This is a genomic window from Algoriphagus sp. A40 (assembly GCF_002002735.1).
GTDB lineage: Bacteria > Bacteroidota > Bacteroidia > Cytophagales > Cyclobacteriaceae > Algoriphagus.
This window is the reverse complement of the sequence record NZ_MUNY01000077.1, coordinates 1-22,783: the sequence shown is the minus strand read 5'-3', so window position 1 is coordinate 22,783 and position 22,783 is coordinate 1. Positions and strand designations below refer to the sequence as shown.

17 protein-coding genes and 2 pseudogenes are annotated in these 22,783 nt (G+C 45.2%); all 19 read right to left on the bottom strand.

The annotated features are described in order from the left end of the window. Nucleotides 1–108: 108 nt before the first annotated feature. A pseudogene (locus B0E43_RS19795) lies at nucleotides 109–384 on the bottom strand (DegT/DnrJ/EryC1/StrS family aminotransferase); the annotation flags it as partial. A gap of 13 nt (nucleotides 385–397) precedes the next feature. After that, complete coding sequence (locus B0E43_RS19790; RefSeq protein WP_139352836.1) at nucleotides 398–1,312, bottom strand: hypothetical protein; 915 nt, start codon at nucleotides 1,310–1,312, stop codon at nucleotides 398–400. Further along, entirely contained in the window at nucleotides 1,312–3,057 is a 1,746-nt protein-coding gene (locus B0E43_RS19785; RefSeq protein WP_254423468.1) for an MBOAT family protein, read from the bottom strand. The genes B0E43_RS19790 and B0E43_RS19785 overlap by 1 nt, the downstream gene beginning before the upstream one ends. Nucleotides 3,058–3,060: 3 nt before the next feature. Further along, nucleotides 3,061–4,158 carry a DegT/DnrJ/EryC1/StrS aminotransferase family protein gene (locus B0E43_RS19780; RefSeq protein ID WP_077353063.1) on the bottom strand — a complete coding sequence of 366 codons (1,098 nt, stop codon included), beginning with the start codon at nucleotides 4,156–4,158 and terminating at the stop codon, nucleotides 3,061–3,063. A gap of 528 nt (nucleotides 4,159–4,686) precedes the next feature. After that, entirely contained in the window at nucleotides 4,687–4,914 is a 228-nt protein-coding gene (locus B0E43_RS19775; protein ID WP_077353061.1) for a type II toxin-antitoxin system MqsA family antitoxin, read from the bottom strand. 5 nt (nucleotides 4,915–4,919) lie between these two features. Continuing rightward, nucleotides 4,920–5,200, bottom strand: a pseudogene (locus B0E43_RS31420) (DUF4258 domain-containing protein). A gap of 671 nt (nucleotides 5,201–5,871) precedes the next feature. Then, complete coding sequence (locus B0E43_RS19765; RefSeq protein WP_256386948.1) at nucleotides 5,872–6,171, bottom strand: DUF86 domain-containing protein; 300 nt, start codon at nucleotides 6,169–6,171, stop codon at nucleotides 5,872–5,874. A 31-nt stretch (nucleotides 6,172–6,202) separates the two neighbouring features. After that, entirely contained in the window at nucleotides 6,203–6,580 is a 378-nt protein-coding gene (locus B0E43_RS19760) for a nucleotidyltransferase family protein (RefSeq protein WP_254423466.1), read from the bottom strand. A gap of 709 nt (nucleotides 6,581–7,289) precedes the next feature. Further along, nucleotides 7,290–8,459 carry an ATP-binding protein gene (locus B0E43_RS19755; RefSeq protein ID WP_077353053.1) on the bottom strand — a complete coding sequence of 390 codons (1,170 nt, stop codon included), beginning with the start codon at nucleotides 8,457–8,459 and terminating at the stop codon, nucleotides 7,290–7,292. A 780-nt stretch (nucleotides 8,460–9,239) separates the two neighbouring features. Then, the gene (locus tag B0E43_RS19750) at nucleotides 9,240–9,863 is read right to left on the bottom strand and encodes an acetyltransferase (RefSeq protein ID WP_077353051.1); all 624 of its coding nucleotides are present in this window, start codon (nucleotides 9,861–9,863) and stop codon (nucleotides 9,240–9,242) included. Between the two features lie 651 nt (nucleotides 9,864–10,514). Beyond that, entirely contained in the window at nucleotides 10,515–11,726 is a 1,212-nt protein-coding gene (gene rffA / locus B0E43_RS19745) for a dTDP-4-amino-4,6-dideoxygalactose transaminase (protein ID WP_077353049.1), read from the bottom strand. 296 nt (nucleotides 11,727–12,022) lie between these two features. Further along, the gene (locus tag B0E43_RS19740) at nucleotides 12,023–12,520 is read right to left on the bottom strand and encodes an ATP-binding protein (RefSeq protein WP_254423465.1); all 498 of its coding nucleotides are present in this window, start codon (nucleotides 12,518–12,520) and stop codon (nucleotides 12,023–12,025) included. Nucleotides 12,521–12,609: 89 nt separating this feature from the next. After that, nucleotides 12,610–13,407 carry an ATP-binding protein gene (locus B0E43_RS19735; RefSeq protein WP_077353045.1) on the bottom strand — a complete coding sequence of 266 codons (798 nt, stop codon included), beginning with the start codon at nucleotides 13,405–13,407 and terminating at the stop codon, nucleotides 12,610–12,612. Nucleotides 13,408–15,267: 1,860 nt separating this feature from the next. Continuing rightward, nucleotides 15,268–15,927, bottom strand: coding sequence for a GNAT family N-acetyltransferase (locus tag B0E43_RS19730; RefSeq protein ID WP_077353043.1), 660 nt, complete (start codon nucleotides 15,925–15,927; stop codon nucleotides 15,268–15,270). 236 nt (nucleotides 15,928–16,163) lie between these two features. Continuing rightward, nucleotides 16,164–17,231: a glycosyltransferase family 2 protein gene (locus tag B0E43_RS19725; RefSeq protein WP_077353041.1), complete on the bottom strand. Its 1,068-nt coding sequence runs from the start codon at nucleotides 17,229–17,231 to the stop codon at nucleotides 16,164–16,166. 1,482 nt (nucleotides 17,232–18,713) lie between these two features. Further along, nucleotides 18,714–19,490, bottom strand: a complete 777-nt coding sequence (locus B0E43_RS19715) for an ABC transporter permease (protein ID WP_077353037.1) — start codon at nucleotides 19,488–19,490, stop codon at nucleotides 18,714–18,716. Nucleotides 19,491–19,889: 399 nt separating this feature from the next. Continuing rightward, on the bottom strand, nucleotides 19,890–20,906 hold the full coding sequence (locus B0E43_RS19710) for an ATP-grasp fold amidoligase family protein (protein ID WP_077353035.1): 1,017 nt from the start codon (nucleotides 20,904–20,906) through the stop codon (nucleotides 19,890–19,892). Nucleotides 20,907–20,978: 72 nt separating this feature from the next. Continuing rightward, a complete protein-coding gene (locus B0E43_RS19705) occupies nucleotides 20,979–21,821 on the bottom strand; it encodes a glycosyltransferase family 2 protein (RefSeq protein WP_168171992.1) in 843 nt (280 codons plus the stop codon). Between the two features lie 305 nt (nucleotides 21,822–22,126). Next, entirely contained in the window at nucleotides 22,127–22,633 is a 507-nt protein-coding gene (locus tag B0E43_RS19700; protein ID WP_077353031.1) for a PaaX family transcriptional regulator, read from the bottom strand. Nucleotides 22,634–22,783 lie beyond the last annotated feature (150 nt).

Sequence of the window (22,783 nt, the reverse complement as noted above, 5' to 3'; positions counted from 1 at the left end):
TTCCTTTCCAAAATGCAGAACATAAATATTCCCAAATTAAGAGTAGGAACCACAATTAACCAGAAAATATATTAATAAAGATCCTTTTGTTCATAAGTAATCATGCCATCCCTCCCATAGGATGCTGGAAGTGGTGGCAACGTTGGAGAAAGGTGTGGTGATTATTTCCCCTTTCAAATCCAAAGCTTTGATTGCGATTTGAAGTGCAACGGTGCCGTTGCTGACAAAAAGCAGGTGATCCAATCCCAGGAATTCCTTGAGGGAAAGTTCGAGTTCATTCACCAATGGCCCGTTGTTGGTCAGCCAGTTCCGTTCCCAAATCCCCTCAAGGTATCGTTGGTAATCGGCTTTGGGGGGAAGGAAAGGTTTTGTTACCGGGATCAATTCTTAGTATTTTTTAATTTAGATTTGTTTGAAAATCGATGGTAAACTTTTCTCTTCCCTCCTTGCTTAAATGACCCTGATCCTGAAAAAGGCCCGGATCTGAAAAGTCAAACTCATCAGGAAATATTTTGGTATTTGGAAGCGATAACAAAAGTCTTTTCAATTCCTCTTGGTGATCGCTGTATCTGGGTGAGGTAAAGAAAACCACCTGGATCCCGGCTGCTTCCGCTTTGGTTTTGATCTTGATAAGGTAGTGCCAATCCTCCGGATCTTCGGTTTTTGGAAGTTCATAGGTTTCGATTTCTCCTTGCTTTTCAGCATTGCCCGCGCTTATTCCCCCTTTGGACTTCGTGTAGGGATCTAGTTTGGTTTCTGAGAGTTTGAGTCTTCGCAACACTTCCTTAGGGGAAAAGTACTTGTTGAAATAGAAGTACCTCCACTGGGGAGCCATTGAACTGATGGGATTGCCCAAGAGGGGAATTTCCTCCATTAGTACTTCCCTGACTTCCGGGACAACCCAATATGGCATAAAGGTAAATGCGTGAAACTCGTTGCTGAAAGAAGACCTGGAATTAAGAGTTCCCATGTCCACTTGCAAAAACAGTCTTTTAACCTTGTTGGATTTCAGAAAAAGAGATAAAACCAAGTAATTGTCTTTGAATCCGCTTCCATTGGAGCCAAGATTAATTCCATTCCATCCGGTCAAGCTGTCCAGCAAGTTCATATCAAAAGCTCCATACGCTCGGCTGGAACCCAAAACCGCATAATCGTAGCTTCCTCCCTGCTGTGCCAGCACCCATTGTTTCTTTTCTGAAAGGTCCAAGTATTGTTTTTGTTGAAAGAAGTAATCGCAAAAGGTGCCATATCCCAAGATGAAAGCAATTCCCAAACCCAGCCACAAGAAGGATTTAAGTAAAAAATCCTTCACTAAAACTGGAAATAAATAAAGTCCTGAGGGTTAAAGAAAGCTCCAAAAAACAAGATTGTGAATGCTACTCCGGCATATCCGGCATATCGAACAGCTGGAAATTGAAAAGATAGGATCTGTTTTCCTTTGAAAATCCATTCGATGCCCAGCAACATCCCAACTGCTCCAATAGGCAAATAAAAGAGAGAAAGTCTAAATCCATCACTCCAAGGATTAGTTAATATACCGCTCAAGTAACCTACAGCTACCGTAATACTTTCAGCTCTGAAAAACACCCAAGCTATAGTTACCAAGGAAAAGGTTAAGGCCATTTGAAGTACTTCCCTAAATGATGGGATCAAATGATCTCCCTCGTCCAGATATGCTCTATTTTTCCCTACCAAGAATACCGGAATAAACAATGCCGCATGAATCCCGCCCCAGGCGATAAAGGTCCAGTTGGCCCCGTGCCAAAAGCCGGAGACCAGGAATACGATAAAGATGTTGCGGATGGCTTTGGCCGTGGAAACCCTGCTGCCGCCAAGCGGGATATAGACGTAATCCCTAAACCAGGTGGAGAGGGAGATATGCCATCTGCGCCAAAACTCTGCGATGTCCCTACTGAAGTAAGGCGTGCGGAAGTTGGTCATCAGCTCGAAGCCAAAGAGCTTGGCTGTGCCGATGGCGATATCCGAATAGCCAGAGAAATCTCCGTAGATCTGGAAGGCGAAGAGGATTGCTCCCATGATGAGCTCCAGTCCCGAAGCTGATTGGTAATTGTCGAAGATCGGGTTGACGACCAGGGCACAGTTGTCTGCGATGACCATCTTTTTGAAGAGGCCCCAGAGGATGAGTTTCATCCCGTCGGAACCCTGCTGGTATTGGAATTCCCGCTTTTTGAAGAACTGGGGAAGCAAGTTGGAAGCCCGCTCGATGGGTCCGGCCACGAGCTGGGGGAAAAAGGCCACGTAGGTAAAGAAGGCGATGGGGTCTTTGGTAGGTTCCAGTTTGCCCCGGTACACGTCGATGGTGTAGCTCATGGTCTGGAAGGTGTAGAAGCTGATCCCGACCGGGAGGATGAGGTTGAGCGTGCTGGGGTGTGCCTGAAAACCGAGCAGGGTGATGAATTCGGCAGCTGAGTCGATGAAGAAGTTGAAGTACTTGAAGAAGGCGAGGAGGCCGAGGTTGAAGAGGAGGCTTATTGTTAGGTAGCCATTTTTTCCTTGGAAAGGCTTAAAGACAGAAGACCGAAGACGGGAGACGGAAGAGTTGTCCGATGAGATACCTTCCTCGTTACGCCTTTTTGTCAACGGTCCACGGTCGACAGTCGACAGCTGATCGGTGGATACAACGGTATTTAGTAGTCCTTTGGAGGGGATTGCTTTCCCGAAACCAGTTCGGGACGGGCTGTCGTCAAGCCTTTTTGTCAACAGTCCACGGTCAACAGTTGACAGCTGATTTGTGGATACATCAGTATTTGGTAGTCCTTTTTGTGGGATTGCTTCGCTCCCTGCGTCCGCTCGCAATGACGAATCGGCAGTGGACAGTGGTCTGTCGACTGTGGACATCTTCAACCCACACCAATAATCCACGGCAGAGCTCAGGATGATGAGTCCTAGGAATCTCCAGTCCCACCAGCCGTAGAACAGGTAGCTTGCCAGGAGGAGGAATGCGTTTTGGACTTTGAGGTTCTTCTGGAATACAAACCAATACAGCAAGAATGCTATTGGCAGGAAGAGAAGAAATTCAAAGGAGTTGAAGAGCATGAATTAAAAAGCGTTAATTAAGTCAACAACACTATCAACTTCATTTTTTCCAAGAATAGGACTTATTGGAAGGCTGAGTACCTCATTATGTATCCTTTCAGAAATTGGGAATGATTCATCTTGCCATTCGTTATAGGCATATTGCCTATGAGGTGCAATTGGGTAGTGAATTACAGTTTGAACACCATTATCCAGCAAATATTTCTGTAATGAATCTCTTTGCTGAGTTCGAACCACAAATAGATGCCAGGCATGTCCTTTATCTCTATTCACCTTTGGCAAAACAATGGCTGGATTTTTAATGTTTTGAAGATAGTGTAATGCAATGCCTCCGCGCTTTTCATTGTCGCTATCTAAATGTTTGAGTTTGATCAATAAGAAAGCAGCTTGTATCTCATCCAACCTGGAATTAATTCCTTTAAACTGATGATGGTGTTTTATATGAGACCCATAATTGCGATAAGCTACTACTACGCGGGCAAGTTCATCATCATTTGTAGTAATCGCACCACCATCCCCAAGTGCACCTAAGTTTTTTGTCGGATAAAAACTAAACCCACTGGCATCTCCTAGGTTTCCACTACGCTTACCTTGGAAATAGGCTCCATGGGACTGGGCTGAATCTTCAATTACTTTTAGATTATAATTTTTTGCTATAGCATTAATGGAATCCATATCACACACTTGTCCATAAAGGTGAACGGGCAAAATGGCAACTGTTCTGTCAGTAATTTTTTCTACAATTTTAGAGGTATCAATCAGATAATCATCCAGTCGCGGCTCAACTAAAATTGGTATCAACCCAGCTCGCGAAATGGCTAGAATGCTGGCAATGTAGGTATTGGCAGGAACGATCACTTCATCCCCAACTTTCATTATCCCAAGTTCCTTGTACGCTTCAAAAATAAGAATCAAGGCATCGAGACCATTTGCGACTCCCAGGCAATGTTTCACTCCGCAATATTGAGCGAACAGGTTTTCAAACTCGGTGAGTTTTTCTCCCAGGATAAACCAGCCTCTTCTTAAGATATCATTTAGCTCCTTCTTAAAATCTTCCTCATGCTTGATATTTATTTTTTGTAGATCTAAAAATGGGATCATTTTTTAGTAGGCAGTTTGCAGTGGGCAGTGGGCAGTGGGCAGTGGGCAGTTGGCAGAAGGCAGTAGGCAGTGGGCAGTAGGCAGTGGGCAGTAGGCAGTGTTGTCGGATTTACGATTTACGAAGTACGATTTACGAAGCCTTTGGGGTAGTTGAGGAATTTGGTCCTGGCTACGTCCTAGGTCTAGAAAATTAAGTTATCGGCTGCGCGCCTGCCTGTCCGGTAGGCAGGGTGTCGAGTTGCCTGTGCTGAGCAAAGTCGAAGCTTCGGGTTGTCGGATTTACGATTTACGAAGTACGATTTACGAGGCTTTTAGGGTAGTTGAGGAATTTGGTCCTGGTTTCCAGTAGGCAGTATTCAGTTGGCAGTGTTCAGTTGGCAGTAGGCAGAGTTCAGTTTGCGGTGTGTCAAGTTTCTTGGTTCTTTGCTTCGACTCCGCTACCAATGACAGATACTTGATACTCGATTAGTCCGATACTTGGTACTTTGTTTATGGTACTTGGTACTCTGGTGTTAAGGGTTAAGGGACTCAGGCAACCTTAAGATTGACCACCTCCAATTCAGCTCCCTTTTTGACAGCCTCCTGACCGGTTTGAAGAACCTTGGCTGTAGTTTCGGAATCCAAGTAATAGTGTCCGCAGTTTTGGCAAACTTCTGCCGGTACCTGTTTAAGAAGTACAATAGTCGCTCCTTTTTCCAAGGTGACTGTCACATGGCCAGGCATAGTGATTCCGACTTTACAGATCGAGCATTCCATTTTTCTTAACGCTTTATCTTAAAATCTTCCTCCCAAATCGATGGATCCGGAATATACGCAGGTAGTACAACACATTCTTGGTTTTGTGAGTTTCTTGCAACCACCAAGTGGATAACTTTTTCTCCACAAAATCCCAGAATAAGAAAACTGGGAAAGGGTTTATCATCCAGGTAGGATTTGATTATCTCCCCTTGGCCAATGAATTTTCGACATCCAATGTATCAATATTACGCTTAAACATCTGCAGAACAGCATGGTCAGAATATTTAACCGAGATACAATCCATTTATAAATATTTTAATTCAATCCTACGCAATTCTGCCAATTGACGAAATTCTTTGATTTTGAACTGGAAAACCGATGTTATCCGCTGCAGCTGTTGTCCGGTTGTCCGGTTGTCTGCTTCGCGCTGTCCGGTTGTCGGCTTGTCCAGTTGTCGAGTTGTCGGATTTACGATTTACGAAGTACGATTTACGAGGCCTTTAGGGTAGTTGAGGAATTTGGTCCTGGTTTCCAGTAGGCAGTATTCAGTTGGCAGTGTTCAGTTGGCAGTAGGCAGAGTTCAGTTTGCGGTGTGTCAAGTTTCTTGGTTCTTTGCTTCGACTCCGCTACCAATGACAGAGTGTGTTATGTTTTGAAAATGTAAATATTTCCAAATTTTATTCCGATCTACAGAATTTTGACTGGGCGATCCCTGTCATTTCCTTTTTGTATGTTCCCGGAATATTTAAGACTCAGCATGACAGATACTTGATACTCGATTAGTCCGATACGTGGTACTTTGTACATGGTACTTGGTACTCTGGTGTTAAGGGTTATGGTTCGACACACTTCGACAGGCTCAGTGACCGTGCTCAGTGCAGGCAGCTCATTAACTGAGCTTATTGTCCTAGATCAATAACCGAACTGGTTACAATTTGTGGGTGTCGGATGAGCTGTAGATTATTATTTTTATCCTTATTTCAACAATGTCGCAACCTCAATTCTCAATTTGGGCAGATGGTTGATCAGGATTGACCAGATATTTTCGTCCGAAACATTATCATAGGCGTGTACCAGGTGATTTCGAAGGGCTACGATGGATCTTGCGTGGAGTATTTTGCCAAACAACTCGGAATCAGACTGTTTGATTTTATTCATAGCCTCCCCGATGATAGCGAGATTTCTTTCGACACCTCTTTTAAGTAATTTATTTTTTGTGTATTGGGAAAAGGAGTTAATTCCATTTGCAGCCAAAAATTCATCGATTTCCCCGATGGATTGATTGATGTCAAAAAGCCATTACAGGCTATCGTTCTCCATAGATTTTGACCTTGTTCTGATTGACTGACTCGATCAGATAGGGATTTTTGAGTGTCTGCAGTTCAAGCAAATCTACTTTCCTATCGAACAGACGTTCGAGGCTAAGTTGGAGGTTGATGAAATTTTCAAAGTAATCTTCCAGCGGAATCTGGTCAAACTGAACCAGGAAGTCAAGGTCGGAACTTAGGCGGAAAGTTTCTTTAACGGCGGATCCAAACAATTCCAAACTCAGGACATGGAATTCCCTGCACATATCGTCGATTTGGGCTAGATGCCTTCGAACTAAAGCTAACCCTGCAGGCAGTCGATAAACCGCAAGCTCAGGTTCGTTTATCGATTGGGGCTTTTGCTTTTTAGAGGTCATCTGGCAAAGTTAGGGATTTTTTAAAGTGCAGGTTTAGGACTGTCTGCTGAGCAGTGTGTAGTGTTGTCGGGTTGCCTGTGCTGAGCGAAGTCGTGGTTCGACAGGCTCACCAACCGGGTTGTCGGATGTACGATTTACGATGTACGATTTACGAGGCCTTTGAGGGTAGTTGAGGAATTTGGTCCTGGCTACGTCCTCGGTCTAGAAAATTAGGTTATCGGCTGCGCGGTGTCGGGTTGCCTGTGCTAAGCATCTGACCGACGAGAGTCGGGAAGTTCGAAGCATCGGGTTGTCGGATTTACGATTTACGAAGTTCGATTTACGAGGCCTTTAGGGTAGTTGAGGAATTTGGTCCTGGCTACGTCCTCCGTCTAGAAAATTAAGTTATCGGCTGCGCGTTGTTCGGTTGCCTGTGCTGAGCGATTTGAAGCATCGGGTTGTCAGGGTTGTCGGATTTACGATTTACGATGTACGATTTACGAGGCCTTTGAGGGTAGTTGAGGAATTTGGTCCTGGCTACGTCCTCGGTCTAGAAAATTAAGTTATCGGCTGCGCGGTGTCGCCCTTCGAACTTCCCGACTCTCGTCGGTCAGGTGCTCAGGGTGACAGTAGGTCATCAGGTTGTCCGGTTGCCTGTGCTGAGCGATTCGAAGCATCGGGTTTGGTACTTCGGCACTTCGACACTTCGACAAGCTCAGTGCAGGCATGCTCAATACATCAATCCAAAATGCCAAAGGGGAATGGTATTGAGGTATCCTCTTTCTATATCGTCTTTAACCAGGTATCCTTTTTCGGCGGTTTTGATTTGTTTCTCTCCTTTGCCTTTGCCTCCTACTTCAAAATCCATTGTACCAATTTTGAAATCACCAAAAGATGAAGACACTACTTGGTGATTCACTTTCAATTGATTGAGAAAAAAGGTTTCCCTTATATTTCCTTTGTTTTGATTGTCATGGGCTAAACTGTATACCAGGTTACTGTTCTCTAAATACACTTTATCTACTTTACCCAATGCCCGGATGCCCTCTGTTTGGCTTCTCAACTGGGCGATCATGCCGGCATCTTCCATGAAAAGCAGGTAATCTGCTATGTTGTTTCGGCTTATGTTCAGCATTTCCGCTATTTTGCTCATATTTGGCTTGAAGGGTACGCTTTGCGCCACAATGGCCAATAACTGCTTCAGTTTTCTTCCCGTTGAAACGTTCATTTGGGCATAGGTAGGAATATCCACTTCCAGGGTTTGGTTAACGACTTGTTGCAGTTTTAGTCCAAAATCATCTTCCCTGGCAAATGGGTAGTACCCTTTTTTCAGATAGTTGTCAAACAAGGGAAGTGGATGGGGAATTTGAGGAACATCGACTTGCTGGTTGACAATTTCGTCAATGGAATAGGATCGAATTTCTAGCTGATTAAACAGTATCAAATATTCACGAAAAGACAGTCCCTGCATGGAGTAAACCACTGCTCTTCTGCTCAAATCGGCACTCCCTTTTTTAATATCAAGAATTGAGGAACCCGTGAACACCACTTTCAGCTCTTGATGGTAATCGTAAATAAGCTTTAGTTCTTTTGACCAATCAGGGTATTTGTGGATTTCATCCACAAACAAATATTTTCCTCCAGCCTTTACAAAGTCATATGCCAAATCTGTCAAACGGTTTTTTGCGAAATAGAAATCTTCCGCTGTCACGTAGAGAGTTTCCTGAAGATTCAGATTGTTTTTGATGTATTGTAAAATGAGGGTTGTTTTCCCAACTCCCCGAGGCCCGATCAGACCGAGCAATCTGTTTTGCCAGTTTATCTTATCGTAGAGATAGCGTGTAAATGCTACATCTACTTGGGTAATCAATTGATTGGAATATTGAAATAAACTATCCATTCATCTGGATATAATTTGATTTAAGTTGTCAGATGGAATGCCCTAGGCAACCATCCTCTGTAGTGTGAACCTTTTCTCTTGGGCATTTCAGCATATTAACTATGCAAAGTTACGATATACTGCACTAAAGGAGTGCGAATTTTTAATTTTTTTGCACTATGGCAGTGCTTTTTTTTAGCTACGCCTGCTTTCGGAAGGAGGATGTCGGGTTGTCGACTGCCTACTGCGACTGCCTACTGATCACTGAGATTGGGTTGTCGGATTTACGAAGTACGAAGTACGATTTACGAGGCCTTTAGGGTAGTTGAGGAATTTGGTCCTGGCTACGTCCTCGGTCTAGAAAATTAAGTTATCGGCTGCGCGGTGTCGGGTTGTCAAGTTGTCGGCTGAAGCTTTTGTCAGGGTTGTCGGATTTACGATTTACGAAGTACGATTTACGAGGCCTTTAGGGTAGTTGAGGAATTTGGTCCTGGCTACGTCCTCGGTCTAGAAAATTAAGTTATCGGCTGCGCGGTGTCGCCCTTCGAACTTCCCGACTCTCGTCGGTCAGGTGCTCAGGGTGACAGTAGGTCATCAGGTTGTCCGGTTGCCTGTGCTGAGCGATTCGAAGCATCGGGTTGTCGGATTTACGATGTACGATTTACGAGGCCTTTAGGGTAGTTGAGGAATTTGGTCCTGGCTACGTCCTCGGTCTAGAAAATTAAGTTATCGGCTGCGCGGTGTCGGGTTGTCAAGTTGTCGACTGCCTACTGCGACTGACCACTGCCTACTGATCCCTCCTTACTGCGACTGCCTACTGACCACTCTTCCCGGCACTCCGACGACGGTTACGCCATCTGGCACATTGCGGATAATGACTGCACCGGCACCTACGGTGACGTGGTTGCCGATTTTGATTCCCGGCAGGATGGTGGCATTGGCGCCGATGGAGCAGAAGTCACCGATCTGGCAGGCTCCGAGAAGGACGGCGGCGGGATTGATGACTGAAAACTCCCCGATCCTGACTTCGTGGTGGATCTGGGCTCCGGTGTTGATCAGGGTTCCGGGGCCGATTTGCGTGTTGGAACCGATGTAGCATCTGTTGAAGATGTCGGCGTCTTGGCAATCAGCATACCCGCTGATGACATTCCCCTGCCCCCGGACGGCCATAATTTGTCCTCCCAAGCGGGAGAATCTATCGTAAAGTTTTTTTCTGATGTCAGGTTTGCCCACGCCCAGGATAAATCGCGGATCTATCCGGAACAAAGCTTCCACTTCCTTTTCGGAATAGATGAGGGGGAATTTACCCTGAAACAGAATTCCCCGATCCTGATCATCAAAAATGCAGAGGCTGTCTGTCGCATTTGAGCAGATCAGGATGTCCAAAATCTCTAAAGTATGTCCTCCGGCACCGGTGATGACCATTTATTCAGTGTTCAGTATTCAGTTCCAGTGTGGAAGGGTTGTCGGGTTGGCGGGTTGTCAGCTAAAGCTGTTGTCCAGTTGTCGGGTTGTCAGCTGCGCGTTACCTCTCACCCACTTGCCACTTAGACTGCCTACTGGGCAAAGCTTCGCCCTTTGGGTCACACCATTGGAATCTCTGGCCTTGGTCTTTGTCCCTGAAACGGGAGGAGAATTGAGGGTAATAAATTCCTTTGGTGAAACCTTGCGGTGACTGAGTAATAAAATTACTCGGTCATTTGGAATTTGCAATAGGGAAGGGAGAAGTTTAGTATTTTAACAGGGGAGTTAAAGATTAAAGGTTAAGAATTAGGAATTAGGAATGAGGAATTAGGAATGAGGAATAAGGAATTTAAAAGGTTAAAGGTTAAAGGTTAAAAGTTGTCTGCTGGACGTTAGCAAGTTTTCTTGATGTCCGGTTGCATTGGCAGACCGTAGTGAAAGATCAGCCAGTGATTTTATGAAATATGGAAATACGGAAAGTTGCCAGTCAACAAACTTTATTTTTCTCCCCCTCTCCTTTAAAAGCACCAGATTCGGTGGCCGGTCCCGATGAATATCGGGATGAGGCCATGTTATTAAAGGGATCTACTGGCAAAGAAGCGGATAATCATTTTAGGAAATAAAGAGGGTACCGGACATTTCAGGTAACTCATAAAATAAGGGTAAGCGCAGCAAACGGTCGGAAAAATAATCGGAATGTGGAAGTTTTTTAGCGTATTGGTTGGGAAAATGGGTTTTGGCCATCATTGACCGGTGGAGGCTTTGGTAATGAAAAACTGAGAGGATTCCCTTTTGCTTCAAATCAGTTGCATAGGCTGTGCGGGTTTCCAAGTCCTGGAAAAGGAGATAGAAGAGGTGGGCGTTGGACTGAAATGGAGAATGCGGAATGATGAATTTTGAATGATGAATTAGGAATGACGAATTAGGAATTGGACGATAATTCTTAATTATTAATTCTTCATTCCTAATTGCTATAAGGTATTCTTTGCCAAGCACTTTAGGTTTATACTCCTTTCCTTCAAGAAATCCGTAATAATCTTCCCAAATAGCTTTTCTTCTTTCCTGGATTCGGTCGAGGTTTTCGAGTTGGGCCCAGAGGAATGCTGCGGTCACTTCTGAGGGCAAAAAGCTGCTGCCAAGATCTACCCAGCCGTATTTGTCGATTTCCCCGCGAAAAAAGGCTGCCCGGTCGGTACCTTTTTCCCAAATGATCTCAGCCCGTTTGACAAAAGACGGGTCATTGAGGACGAGCATCCCTCCTTCCCCGCACTGGATGTTCTTGGTTTCGTGAAAGCTGAAACATCCCAAATGTCCTATTCCGCCGAGGGCTTTTCCTTTGTAAAAACTGTCGATTGCCTGGGCAGCATCCTCCACGACCCTGATTCCATGACGGTTAGCAATGTCCATAATGGTATCCATTTCACAGTGCACTCCCCCATAATGCACGACCACGATGGCTTTTGTCTTTGGGGTAATGAGTGCCTCGATGAGGGTTTCATCCAGGTTGGGATGATCCGGTTTGCTATCCACAAAGACAATCTTTGCTCCTCTCAAGACAAAAGCATTGGCAGAGGAAACGAAAGTGAAGCTGGGTAGGATGACTTCGTCTCCCGGTTTGATATCCAATAGGATAGCAGCCATTTCGAGCGCATCCGTGCAGGAAGTGGTGAGCAGGCATTTGTGGAAGCCGTATCGCTGTTCAAAAAATTCCTGGCAGCGGCGGGTAAATTCCCCGTTTCCTGAGATTTTTCCAAGGTTAACCGCTTGCTGAATGTAGCTCAGTTCCTGGCCGGTGAGAAAGGGTTTGTTGAAGGGGATTTGCACGATTTCGGATTTCGGATTTCGGATGTCGGATGTCGGATGTCGGATGTCGGATGTCGGATTTACGATTTACGATTTACGAGGCCCTCGGGGAGTTGAGGAATTTGGTAGTTGTTACGTCGTTGGTTGTGGGAAGACCGGTACTTGGAACTTTTGTGGGTTATTAGTTATTGGTTCTTCCTGCCAAATCCCCTCCCGAATCAAGTTCGGGACAGGCTGCTTAGCATGACAGATTCTTGGTACTCTAACATTAAGGGTTGTCGGAACAATGAACCAGTAAGTTTGAACCAATATTCAAATTACCATGCACTTGCCAAGAAGAAATCGCTGATATGTAGGTGTTTCACTCCCTGAACCGTGTCTCTAAAGAACTCATCCAGTGTGATGACATATTTGGGAAAATGGTCATCGATCGACAGAAGCGGGGTAAATTCTCTATCAATTGTTTCTGGACTTTCCAGTTTGTAAGCTACTTGGATATAGAGTTTTTGTTCTTTTTGCTCAGCCACAAAATCAATTTCCCTTTGGTCAAGCTTCCCCACATATACTTTAAATCCTCTCCGCTTCAGCTCCAGAAAGACCAGATTTTCCAAGATCCCAGCAATCATCCGATCCCGGTACCCCATAGTGGCATAGAGTAAGGAAATATCTGCGAGGTAGAATTTTTCCTGAGTCTTTAGGATTTCTTTGCCTTTGAGGTCATATCGAGAGACGCGGTACAAGATAAACGCTCCCTCAAGGGCATGTAAGTAATTATAAACAGTATTGAGATCTATTTTACGCTGTTGACTTGACAACCTGAATATGCATTAGAAAATCTACTGCGACCTCAAAATACTTCAAAATCAGTCGTTTCACTTCACTTTTCGATCTCACCGTAGCGGTGCTACGCCGTGATCTCCAAAGTGACTGATTTTCTTGCATTTTGAGCTCTCGCTACGAATTCTAATACATTATTCAGGTTGAAGTAATCTGCGACATTTTTCCCGGAGAAGGTATTGCCGATATTATCAAAAGCATATTGAATCACTCGATTGAGCAGTTCGATATCTCTGATTTTGTGCCGCTGCACGGAATCCCTCAGAATCACCGAATCATAAATATCTCTTACTACCTGATTGGCTGTTTCTTCATCGTAAGATTGAGTATGGATAACAGGGAATCCTCCTTTCCGAAGGTATTCTACAAAAAGTGCGATCTGATTTGGGCCCACTTCTGAATAGGATCTTTTGAAATCCAGGAATTCTGAAAAGGACAGGGTAAAAATGGGTATTTCAACGTATCTACCTGCCAAAAAGGTGGATAGCTCGGATGAAAGCAGGTGAGAATTGGAACCGGTGAGGTAAATATCCGTATTGAAGTCCACCAGAAATGAATTGATTGCTCTCTCCCAATTTTCCACCTCCTGAACTTCGTCAAACAGTAGATAATACTTTTCAGTCCCACTAATTCTTCCTTTCACATCCTCATACAGGTTATTGGCATGGGTAAGATGAGAATTGGCGAAACTCTCAAAGTTGAGGTAGATGATGTGATTCTGTTTTACACCTCCTTGGGTCAACTCATCCATCAGAAGCCTTAAGACGGTGGATTTTCCTGATCTTCTGATACCAGTGATGATTTTGACCTGAGGCTTTCCGATAAATTTCTTGAGTTTATCGATGTAAGTGTCTCTTTTAATCATTTTTTTCGGGTATAACCATAAAAACATTCTAATTTACGAAAGTTTTTAGGGTTATAAGCATAAATAAAACTGAGGTGTCGGATTGTCGAGTTGTCAGCTGCGCGTTGTCCGGTTGCCTGTGCTGTGCGAAGTCGAAGCATCGGGTTGTCAGGTTTTCGGATTTACGAATTACGAATTACGAATTACGAGGCCTTTAGGGTTGTTGAGGAATTTGGTCCTGGCTACGTCCTCGGTCTAGAAAATTAAGTTATCGGCTGCGCGGTGTCGCCCTTCGACTCCGCTCAGGGTGACAGTAGGTCATCAGGTTGTCCGGTTGCCTGTGCTGAGCGAAGTCGAAGCATCGGGTTTTCGGATTTACGATTTACGAAGTACGATTTACGAGGCCCTCGGGGAGTTGAGGAATTTGGTAGTCGTTACTCTTTGGTTGTGGGAAGATCGGTACTTGGAACTTTTGTGGGTTATTGGTTATTAGTTATTGGTTCTTTCTGCCAAATCCCCTCCCGAATCAAGTTCGGGACAGGCTATGCCCCCTTTGTCCATGCTTATCAGTTCCTATTCGGATTCGGGAATGAAGGGGGAATTGGCTGCCGGTTCTTGACTCTTGGTTCCTGCTTCTCAGGCGTTAAGGGCTGTCGGCTGCGCTGTTGTCGCCCTTCGAACTTCCCGACTCTTGTCGGTAAGGTGCTTAGGGTGACAGTAGGTCATCAGGTTGTCCGGTTGCCTGTGCTGTGCGAAGTCGAAGCATCGGGTTTTCGGATTTACGAATTACGATTTACGAGGCCCTCGGGGAGTTGAGGAATTTGGTCCTGGCTACGTCCTCGGTCTAAAAAATTAAGTTATCGGCTGCGCGGTGTCGCCCTTCGAACTTCCCGACTCTCGTCGGTCAGGTGCTCAGGGTGACAGTAGGTCATCAGGTTGTCCGGTTGCCTGTGCTGTGCGAAGTCGAAGCATCGGGTTGTCGGATTTACGATTTACGAATTACGAGGCCCTCGGGGAGTTGAGGAATTTGGTAGTCGTTACTCGTTGGTTGTGGGAAGACCGGTACTTGGAACTTTTGTGGCTTATTGGTTATTTGTTATTGGTTCTTCCTGCCAAATCCCCTCCCGAATCAAGTTCGGGACAGGCTCTGCCCCCTTTGTCCATGCTTAGCAGTTCCTATTCGGATTCGGGAATGAAGGGGGAGTTGGCTGCCGGTTCTTGACTCTTGACGTCTTGGTTCTTGGTTCTCAGGCGTTAAGGGTTGTCGGCTGCGCTGTTGTCGGGTTTTCGGATTTACGATTTACGAGGCCCTCGGGGAGTTGAGGAATTTGGTAGTCGTTACGTCGTTGGTTGTGGGAAGACCGGTACTTGGAACTTTTGTGGGTTATTGGTTATTAGTTATTGGTTCTTTCTGCCAAATCCCCTCCCGGATCAAGTTCGGGACAGGCTCTGCCCCCTTTGTCCATGCTTAGCAGTTCCTAATCGGATTCGGGAATGAAGGGGGAGTTGGCTGCCGGTTCTTGACTCTTGACGTCTTGGTTCTTGGTTCTCAGGCGTTAAGGGCTGTCGGGTTTTCGGATTTACGATTTACGAATTACGATTTACGAGGCTCTCGGGGAGTTGAGGAATTTGATAGTCGTTACTCGTTGGTTGTGGGAAGACCGATACTTGGTACTTTAGTGGGTTATTGGGTATTAGTTATTGGTTCTTGCTTCTCAGGCGTTAAGGGTTGTCGGGTTGTCAGAAAACAGCGTTAGCGGATGCTTCGACAAAGTTCGACATGCTCCCCAACCGAGCTCAGCACAGGCAACATGAAACAGCCGTAGGCAGACAACGAGACAACAGCGCAGCGGACAACACCTTTAGCGGACAACAGACTTTTTAACTTTTCCAATAGTGGTACACAAACACCTTTTCCACCATTTCGTATCCAAGGCTTTGGTACAGGTTGACTGCCGGAATGTTGGCCTGTTGGGTTCCGATTGTAAGGAATTTGGCTCCGTGGTTGGAAGCATAATTTTCGGAGGCTTTGACCAATCTTTTGCCCCAGCCTTCCCCTCTTTTGATTTTATCCACAGCGATTAATCCGATCTGCGCCATTTCTCCGGAGCGGTGACAGCTTACAAAACCTTCATTATTTTTTGCAAGCAAAACTTCTTTTTGGTCGGAGGCATTTTTGATCCAAAGCCTATAAAGCTTTTCAAACTCGCCGTTTTTAAATCCGGGGTCGTTTTTGAAGCGGGAAAAGACTCCGCTTTCGAGGGCAAGGTTCAGGAGTGGTTCGGTCAATTCGCCTTCAAAGGGATTAATTTCCGGATCTTTCGATTGGGTTTTATCCAGATTCTTTTGAAAAGTCAGTTTGATATCCGCCAGATGGATTTGATTTGAAATACCAGGCAAAGGTTTTTTGGAAAAAATATAAACCAAATGAAAGCTTTGGGCCTTCTCCAAGAAATCAGGCTCCTCCCATAATTTATCTACCTGATATTTCCCGACGGGATATCCGAAGAGGGAGGAATCGAAGGGAAGGGGGATGATCATAGGGGTTGAAATTCGATTTCGGATTTCGGATTTCGGATTTCGGATTTCGGATTTCGGATATACGTCATCGCGAGAAGCAGTAATCCACTCTAAGAATTAACTTAACACAATCCTGCTATGAAGCGATCTTTTTGGGTTGCTTCGACATATATCGACATGCTCACTAACCAAGCTAAGTACAGGCAACATGACTACAGCGTCAGCGGATGCTTCGACAGGCTTAGCACAGGCAACATTTACTTCCCTCCCACCCTTTTTTCGACAATATAGATCGGGCGGTTTTTTACTCCTTCGAAGGTTTTACCGACATAAAGTCCTACCATCCCTAAGGTCACCAAGATGAATCCGGTGAGCATCCATAGGGAAATGATCAGACTGGCATATCCAGCGACAATGATGTCTCCATGGAGGTATCGGAAGAGGGTGTAAACTGCAAACAAAAAGCCTGTCAGGGCGATGAGAAGGCCGAATTTGACTGTGAGGCGGATGGGTTTGTCGCTGTAGGCCAGCATAATGTCAAGGGCAAGGTTGAACAGTCTTTTGAAATTGTAGCTGCTGCCCCTTTCTTCATTTGGAGCATGGACGACATCAATTGCTGTTTGCTTAAATCCCACCCAGCGGACCATGGTGGGGAAATAGCGGATGCTTTCCCGCATGCCGACAATTTCACTGACCACTTTCTTGCTGTAAATCCCAAAGTTGGCGATGGTCTCATCCTGGTGGGACCCGGTAAGCCAAGCCAGAGTCCGGTAGAACAACTTGGAGGAAAGCCGCTTCAAGAATCCGTCTTGGCGATTAGTTCGGCGCGCGAGAACCACATCAAATCCTTCTTGAGCTTTGGCAAAAAGAGCAGGTATTTCCTCGGGGCGGTCTTGCAAGTCACAGTCCATCACCACTACCCAATCTCCATTGGCTTGATCCAGTCCGGCGGTGATGGCATAGTGCTGACCGAAGTTTCGGGAAAGTTTGAAGCCTTTTATTTCGGGGTGAATGGAGGCCAGTCTTTCTATTTCCTGCCAGGACTGGTCGGGGCTGTAATCGTCCACTAGTATGATCTCGAATTCCTGCACCGGGACGGATTTTTTGATCCTTAGGACCAGTTCTTCAAGGATGTTTTCTGCCCGGTAGACGGGAGAGATTATGGAGAGGAGCAAGGGAGATGGATTTCGGATGTCGGATTTCGGATGTCGGATTTCGGATTTCGGATTTCGGATGGCGGATTTCGGATGTCGGATGTCGGATGTCGGATGTCGGATGTCGGATGTCGGATGTCGGATTTCGGATGTCGGGTTGTGGTTCGACATGCTAACCAACCGTCCCTGGGCTATTCAGAGTCTTGGGAGGATTGTAAATTTCCATTTCCTCGTTCAACATCAGGAATTCTATAAATACATCCTTTTCCATGGCGCTGGCAACAAAATTCACATTCCAAATGGACTTACTACGCCAGCGCATATTATTATTTCTGCATATTTATCCCCAGGGTTGAAACCCTGGGCTATTAAAAGGGACTCTTTCAGAGTCCTGGGAGAATTGTAAATATCCTATCCCCCGTTCAACATCAGGAATTCTATAAATACATTTATCCTTTTCCATGGCGCTGGCAACAAAATTCACATTCCAAATGGACTTACTACGCCAGCGCATATTATTATTTCTGCATATTTATCACCAGGGTTGAAACCCTGGGCTATTAAAAGGGACTCTTTCAGAGTCCTGGGAGAATTGTAAATATCCTATCCCCCGTTCAACATCAGGAATTCTATAAATACATTTATCCTTTTCCATGGCGCTGGCAACAAAATTCACATTCCAAATGGACTTACTACGCCAGCGCATATTATTATTTCTGCATATTTATCCCCAGGGTTGAAACCCTGGGCTATTAAAAGGGACTCTTTCAGAGTCCTGGGAGAATTGTAAATATCCTATCCCCCGTTCAACATCAGGAATTCTATAAATACATTTATCCTTTTCCATGGCGCTGGCAACAAAATTCACATTCCAAATGGACTTACTACGCCAGCGCATATTATTATTTCTGCATATTTATCCCCAGGGTTGAAACCCTGGGCTATTAAAAGGGACTCTTTCAGAGTCACTTCAAAGATTCGTTTCATCCTCCATCCCGATTGAATTAAAAACAATAATTCATCGGGATCTACGGATGGTAGGACTTACGCGACATCTGCAAATATGCGTTCCATTCGGCGTCCCGATTACGATAAAAATAATAAGTCATCGGGATCTCCGGATGGCAGGACTCAAGCTACATCTGCAAATATGCGTTCCATCCTCCGTCCCGAAAAAAAACAAATCAAAGTTTCTTCGGGACCACCTCAATGGAATGATTACGCAACATCTGCAAATATGCGTTCCATTCGGCGTCCCGATTACGATAAAAATAATAAGTCATCGGGATCTCCGGATGGCAGGACTCAAGCTACATCTGCAAATATGCGTTCCATCCTCCGTCCCGATTTAGTCTAAAACTTTACTTCATCGGGATCTACGGATGGCAGGACTCAAGCTACATCTGCAAATATGCGTTCCATCCTCCGTCCCGATTTAGTCTAAAACTTTACTTCATCGGGATCTACGGATGGTAGGAATTACGCGACATCTGCAAAGATCCGTTCCATCCTCCGTCCCGATTTAGTCTAAAACTTTACTTCATCGGGATCTACGGATGGTAGGAATTACGCGACATCTGCAAATATGCGTTCCATTCGGCGTCCCGATTACGATAAAAATAATAAGTCATCGGGATCTCCGGATGGCAGGACTCAAGCTACATCTGCAAATATGCGTTCCATCCTCCGAAAATACATCATTCCGAAAACGAAGAAGATTACCGCAACGATGCTTCCTGGCCAGATCCACTCCCAAGGCATCGGCCGATTGAGGAAGGCGGCGCGGAAGCCTTCGATCACCCCAACCATTGGGTTAAGAATATAGAAATTCAGGTATTTTTCGGGCACTGCATTGGTGCTGTACACCACGGGTGCGGCATAAAGCAGGAGTTGGACCACAAAAGTGAGGGCATGCTTTACATCGCGGTATTTGACTGCCAATGCAGAGAGAAACATGCCAATTCCTAATGAACACATGAGGAGTTGGAGGATCAGAATCGGAAGAAAAACAATACCCCAGCCGGGCACTTGCCGAAAATAGATCAGCATCCCTACCACTACAACAAAGGCAATCACAAAATCCAGAAGTTTGGAAAGGATTGCAGAAAGGGGAAGTACCATCCGGGGAAAATAGACCTTGGTGATCATGTTGGCATTTTGGATCAGGGAATTTGCGGATTCTGTGAGGGTACCGCTGAAGTAATTCCAGGGCCAAAGGGCCAGATATGAAAACAGGACATAGGGCATGCCGTCCGAATCCACTTTGGCCAATCCTCCAAAGACGAGTGTAAAAACCAGTGTAGTGAATAGCGGTTGGATAATAGCCCAGGCCACACCCAAAACGGATTGGGCATACCTTGCTTTGATCCCTCTCAATGTCAAAAAATATAGCAGGTCTTTGTACCTCCAGAGTTCCTTAAAATCCACCATTTTCCAACCGGAACTGGGTTCAATGACTTTGTAGTGGCTGGGGTTTGGGGTGTTAGATTGTGGGGTTGTCAAGTTTTCCAGTTGTCGGGGTTGTTGGGTTGTTGGATTTACGAAGTACGAAGTACGATTTACGAGGCCTTTAGGGTAGTTGAGGAATTTGGTCCTGGCTACGTCCTCGGTCTAGAAAATTAATTTATCGGCTGCGCGGTGTCGAGTTGTCGCGTTGTCGGATTGTCGCCCTTCGAACTTCCCGACTCTCGTCGGTCAGGTGCTCAGGGTGACATTAGGTTGTCGCCCTTCGACTTCCCGACTCTCGTCGGTCAGGTGCTCAGGGTGACAGTAGCTTATCGAGTTGTCAAGTTGTCGGAAGAGCGAAAACCGAAGACCGAAGACGAGTGGTCAGGTGATGTGTGCGGATTGTGTGCTCTCCGATCGGGATTTTTGGTTTTTTGAGTGGTCAGATTTTTTTGATTTAGGCAGTTGATTTTTTCGGGATTTCACGAGTTGGAGCATTTCCAGGATTGAGTAATCCTTATTTTCCGGTAACCAAAGGTTTCCGATGGCCAAATCCAGGTCGTAGTCGTCAAATTTTTCGAGACCGGAGCCGGTATAGTGGGTGATTTCACCAAAATAGACTTTGTTCCCTACCGTATAAAAGTCCACTCTGCAATAAGTAAAATCCCGGGCGAGTTTGGCGGCAAAATCCAACATACGTCCATGTGTAGGCAAATCAGGCAAAGGATATAGCATATCTTTTCCATACATCTGGGCTCCAGGAATGACATTAAGTTGCACGTCAGTGAAAACGCGTTTTTGGTGGCCAAACCTGTCGGTGAGGATCATGAGCATTTTGGGCCTGCCGTGGAAACAATAGTATTTGATGTCGGCTGGAATTTGTCCTTCGGGGGTTCGGATTACCTGTTCACAGGTGATTCTTCGCGGAATATCCCGGTAGGCCCATTCGTGGAGGAACTGACCATAACTGGATTTGAGCCAGGTTTGGCAGGTTTTTCTGATCAATTCTGGATCGGTCCCGGGTTTGACGAGCATATTTCCACCTGAGGAGTGGTTTGCTTTCATAAAAAACTCAAAGTCCCAGGACTGGTGGGGGATGTCTTTGCCGGTTTTGGAGATGTGAAACAGGGGAATCAGGATTTCATTGGCTTCCTTTTCACCCAAAATCTCCCGCACGTAGTCTCTGACCCGGACTTTGTCCGAGGTGATGGGTATTAGGGGATTTCTGTCGTGGATTTTCTTGTGGTTGATCCGTTCGTTGTGAGTTAGTGGGTTTTTCAGATCCAGGGGATACCCGTGTTTTTGAAGAAAGACCTTATGAAGAAAGGGGTAGGAGGCGAGTGCTTGCCTTAGTTCCAGAAACCGATCCTTGAGTATTTCGAAATCGAGGAATCGGTTCATTTAATCCAGTATTTCATGCATGAAGTAGGTGACAATTAAGGTGATCATTCCTCCGGAAAACGCAATAGTGATTTAAAATGATTTTTTTCTGAGGTCTCTGATGGCCGAATAAATCCTAAAATAGGTATTGTCCAAATTAACCTTAAAATCAGGGCGGTGGTAGCGGAGCATTAACCCGGTGATGCTGTTGAAATAGTGTCGTCTGCGCAGGGTAAACATGTTGTTTTCAACCAGATAGGCTCTGATTTTTTCCCTGAAGATGAAGTAATGGTCCCGCTTTTCGGTTTCGTTTTGCGGGGAATTTCCGATGGAATCAGGTTGGTAGTATATTTTGGTCAGGGCCTGATCTGAGAATTTAATCCGGGCACCGGTTTTCAGCATGGAGAATATCAGGTTGTATTCCTGGATATTGATCAGGTTGGGATCCCACTCCCCTGCCCTAATCATGGCAGATTTTCGCCAGAGGTTAGACGAAGTATAGCCCAAACGGGTGGCAATCAAACCTGACCAAACGTCCTTTATGGGAGTAAACAGAGTGGAGGATCCATCCCGGTCGATGTATTTGAACTGTCCTACAAGCAGGTCTTCCTCGCCTGTAATCATGGCTACTTGGCTGGAAATTTTACCGGGAAGGAGTTGATCGTCCGCATCCATAAACTGAATCCATTCGTTTTTGGAGGCCTGGAGGCCCAAATTTCGGGATTCCGGAGCACCTTTGTTGAGTCCATCGGGATGTTGAAGAACTTGAATGCAAGGATGTTTTTGGGCCAGTTGGTGACAAAGCCGGAGACTTTGATCTACACTTCCATCTTCCACCAAAAAAATTTCATCTATTTCAGGTTGAAGGAGTAAAGAATCCACTGCCCTTTTCAGTGTCTTTTCTGAATTAAATACCGGTACGACTGCGCTTATCAAAATATGTTATCAGGACTAAATACGAAATAAAAAACCTGTCTATTCTCCATCAATTTTAGAAAATCCTTTTATCTCCATCTCTTTCCTGAATTTTGACCAGCAGTCCAAAGCCGGGAAATGGTTAACAATATTTCCCAATAGGTTGTTGAGATTAAGGGTGAAAAACCGAGAAACTCCATGTTAAGCCTTAAGGGCTAATTGTTGTCCGGTTGCTGGAAGACGGAAGACCGAAGACGGGTTTTCGGGTTGTCAGCTGCGCGTTTTCAGGTTGTCGGGTTGGTTTCTGAAGTGGCACTGAATTTCTTTTAATTTCCGAATACCAGAATGCCGGTGAGGTTTCCGGGGTCCGTTTCGAGGATCAGCACTTTTACTTTTCTGCTGATTTTCTCATAGGTTTTGTCGATAAGAAAATTGAGGTATGCCTGATCCAGGTTTTTGCCTATCAGGGTGAGTTCGATGGTACCTGAGTCGATACCCATGGCATAATCGCCTGTGATTATTGCTTTTTCGACATTTCCCATCCGTTTGACCACTTTTTCGAGGAGATCGTCCAATCCGAGGAATTTGCTGACCATGCCTTTGATTTCATGAAAAAATGGGTGTCCCTGATTGGCTTTATAGACCTTGGTTTTGCCCTCGTCTTCGGTCAAAAGCAAGCCAGCTTCGGTAAGTCGGTTGAGTTCGACCCGGACAGAGTTGGTAGACTCGTCAAATTCTTTGGCAAGTGAGCGCAGGTAACCCGAATTGGCATGGGAAAAGAACTTCAGGAGAAGTTTGACCCGGGTTTTGGAAGTGACGAGGGAGTCGAGCAGACTGGAAAGTTTAAAATTTAAAAGGGATTGTTTAAAATTTAAAAGGGATAGTTTAAAATTTTAAGTGGATAGTTTAAAATTTTAAGTGGAAAGTTTAAAGGGAAAAGTTTAAAATTTTAATGAAGGTATGGAGTTACGGCTGATTTGGAC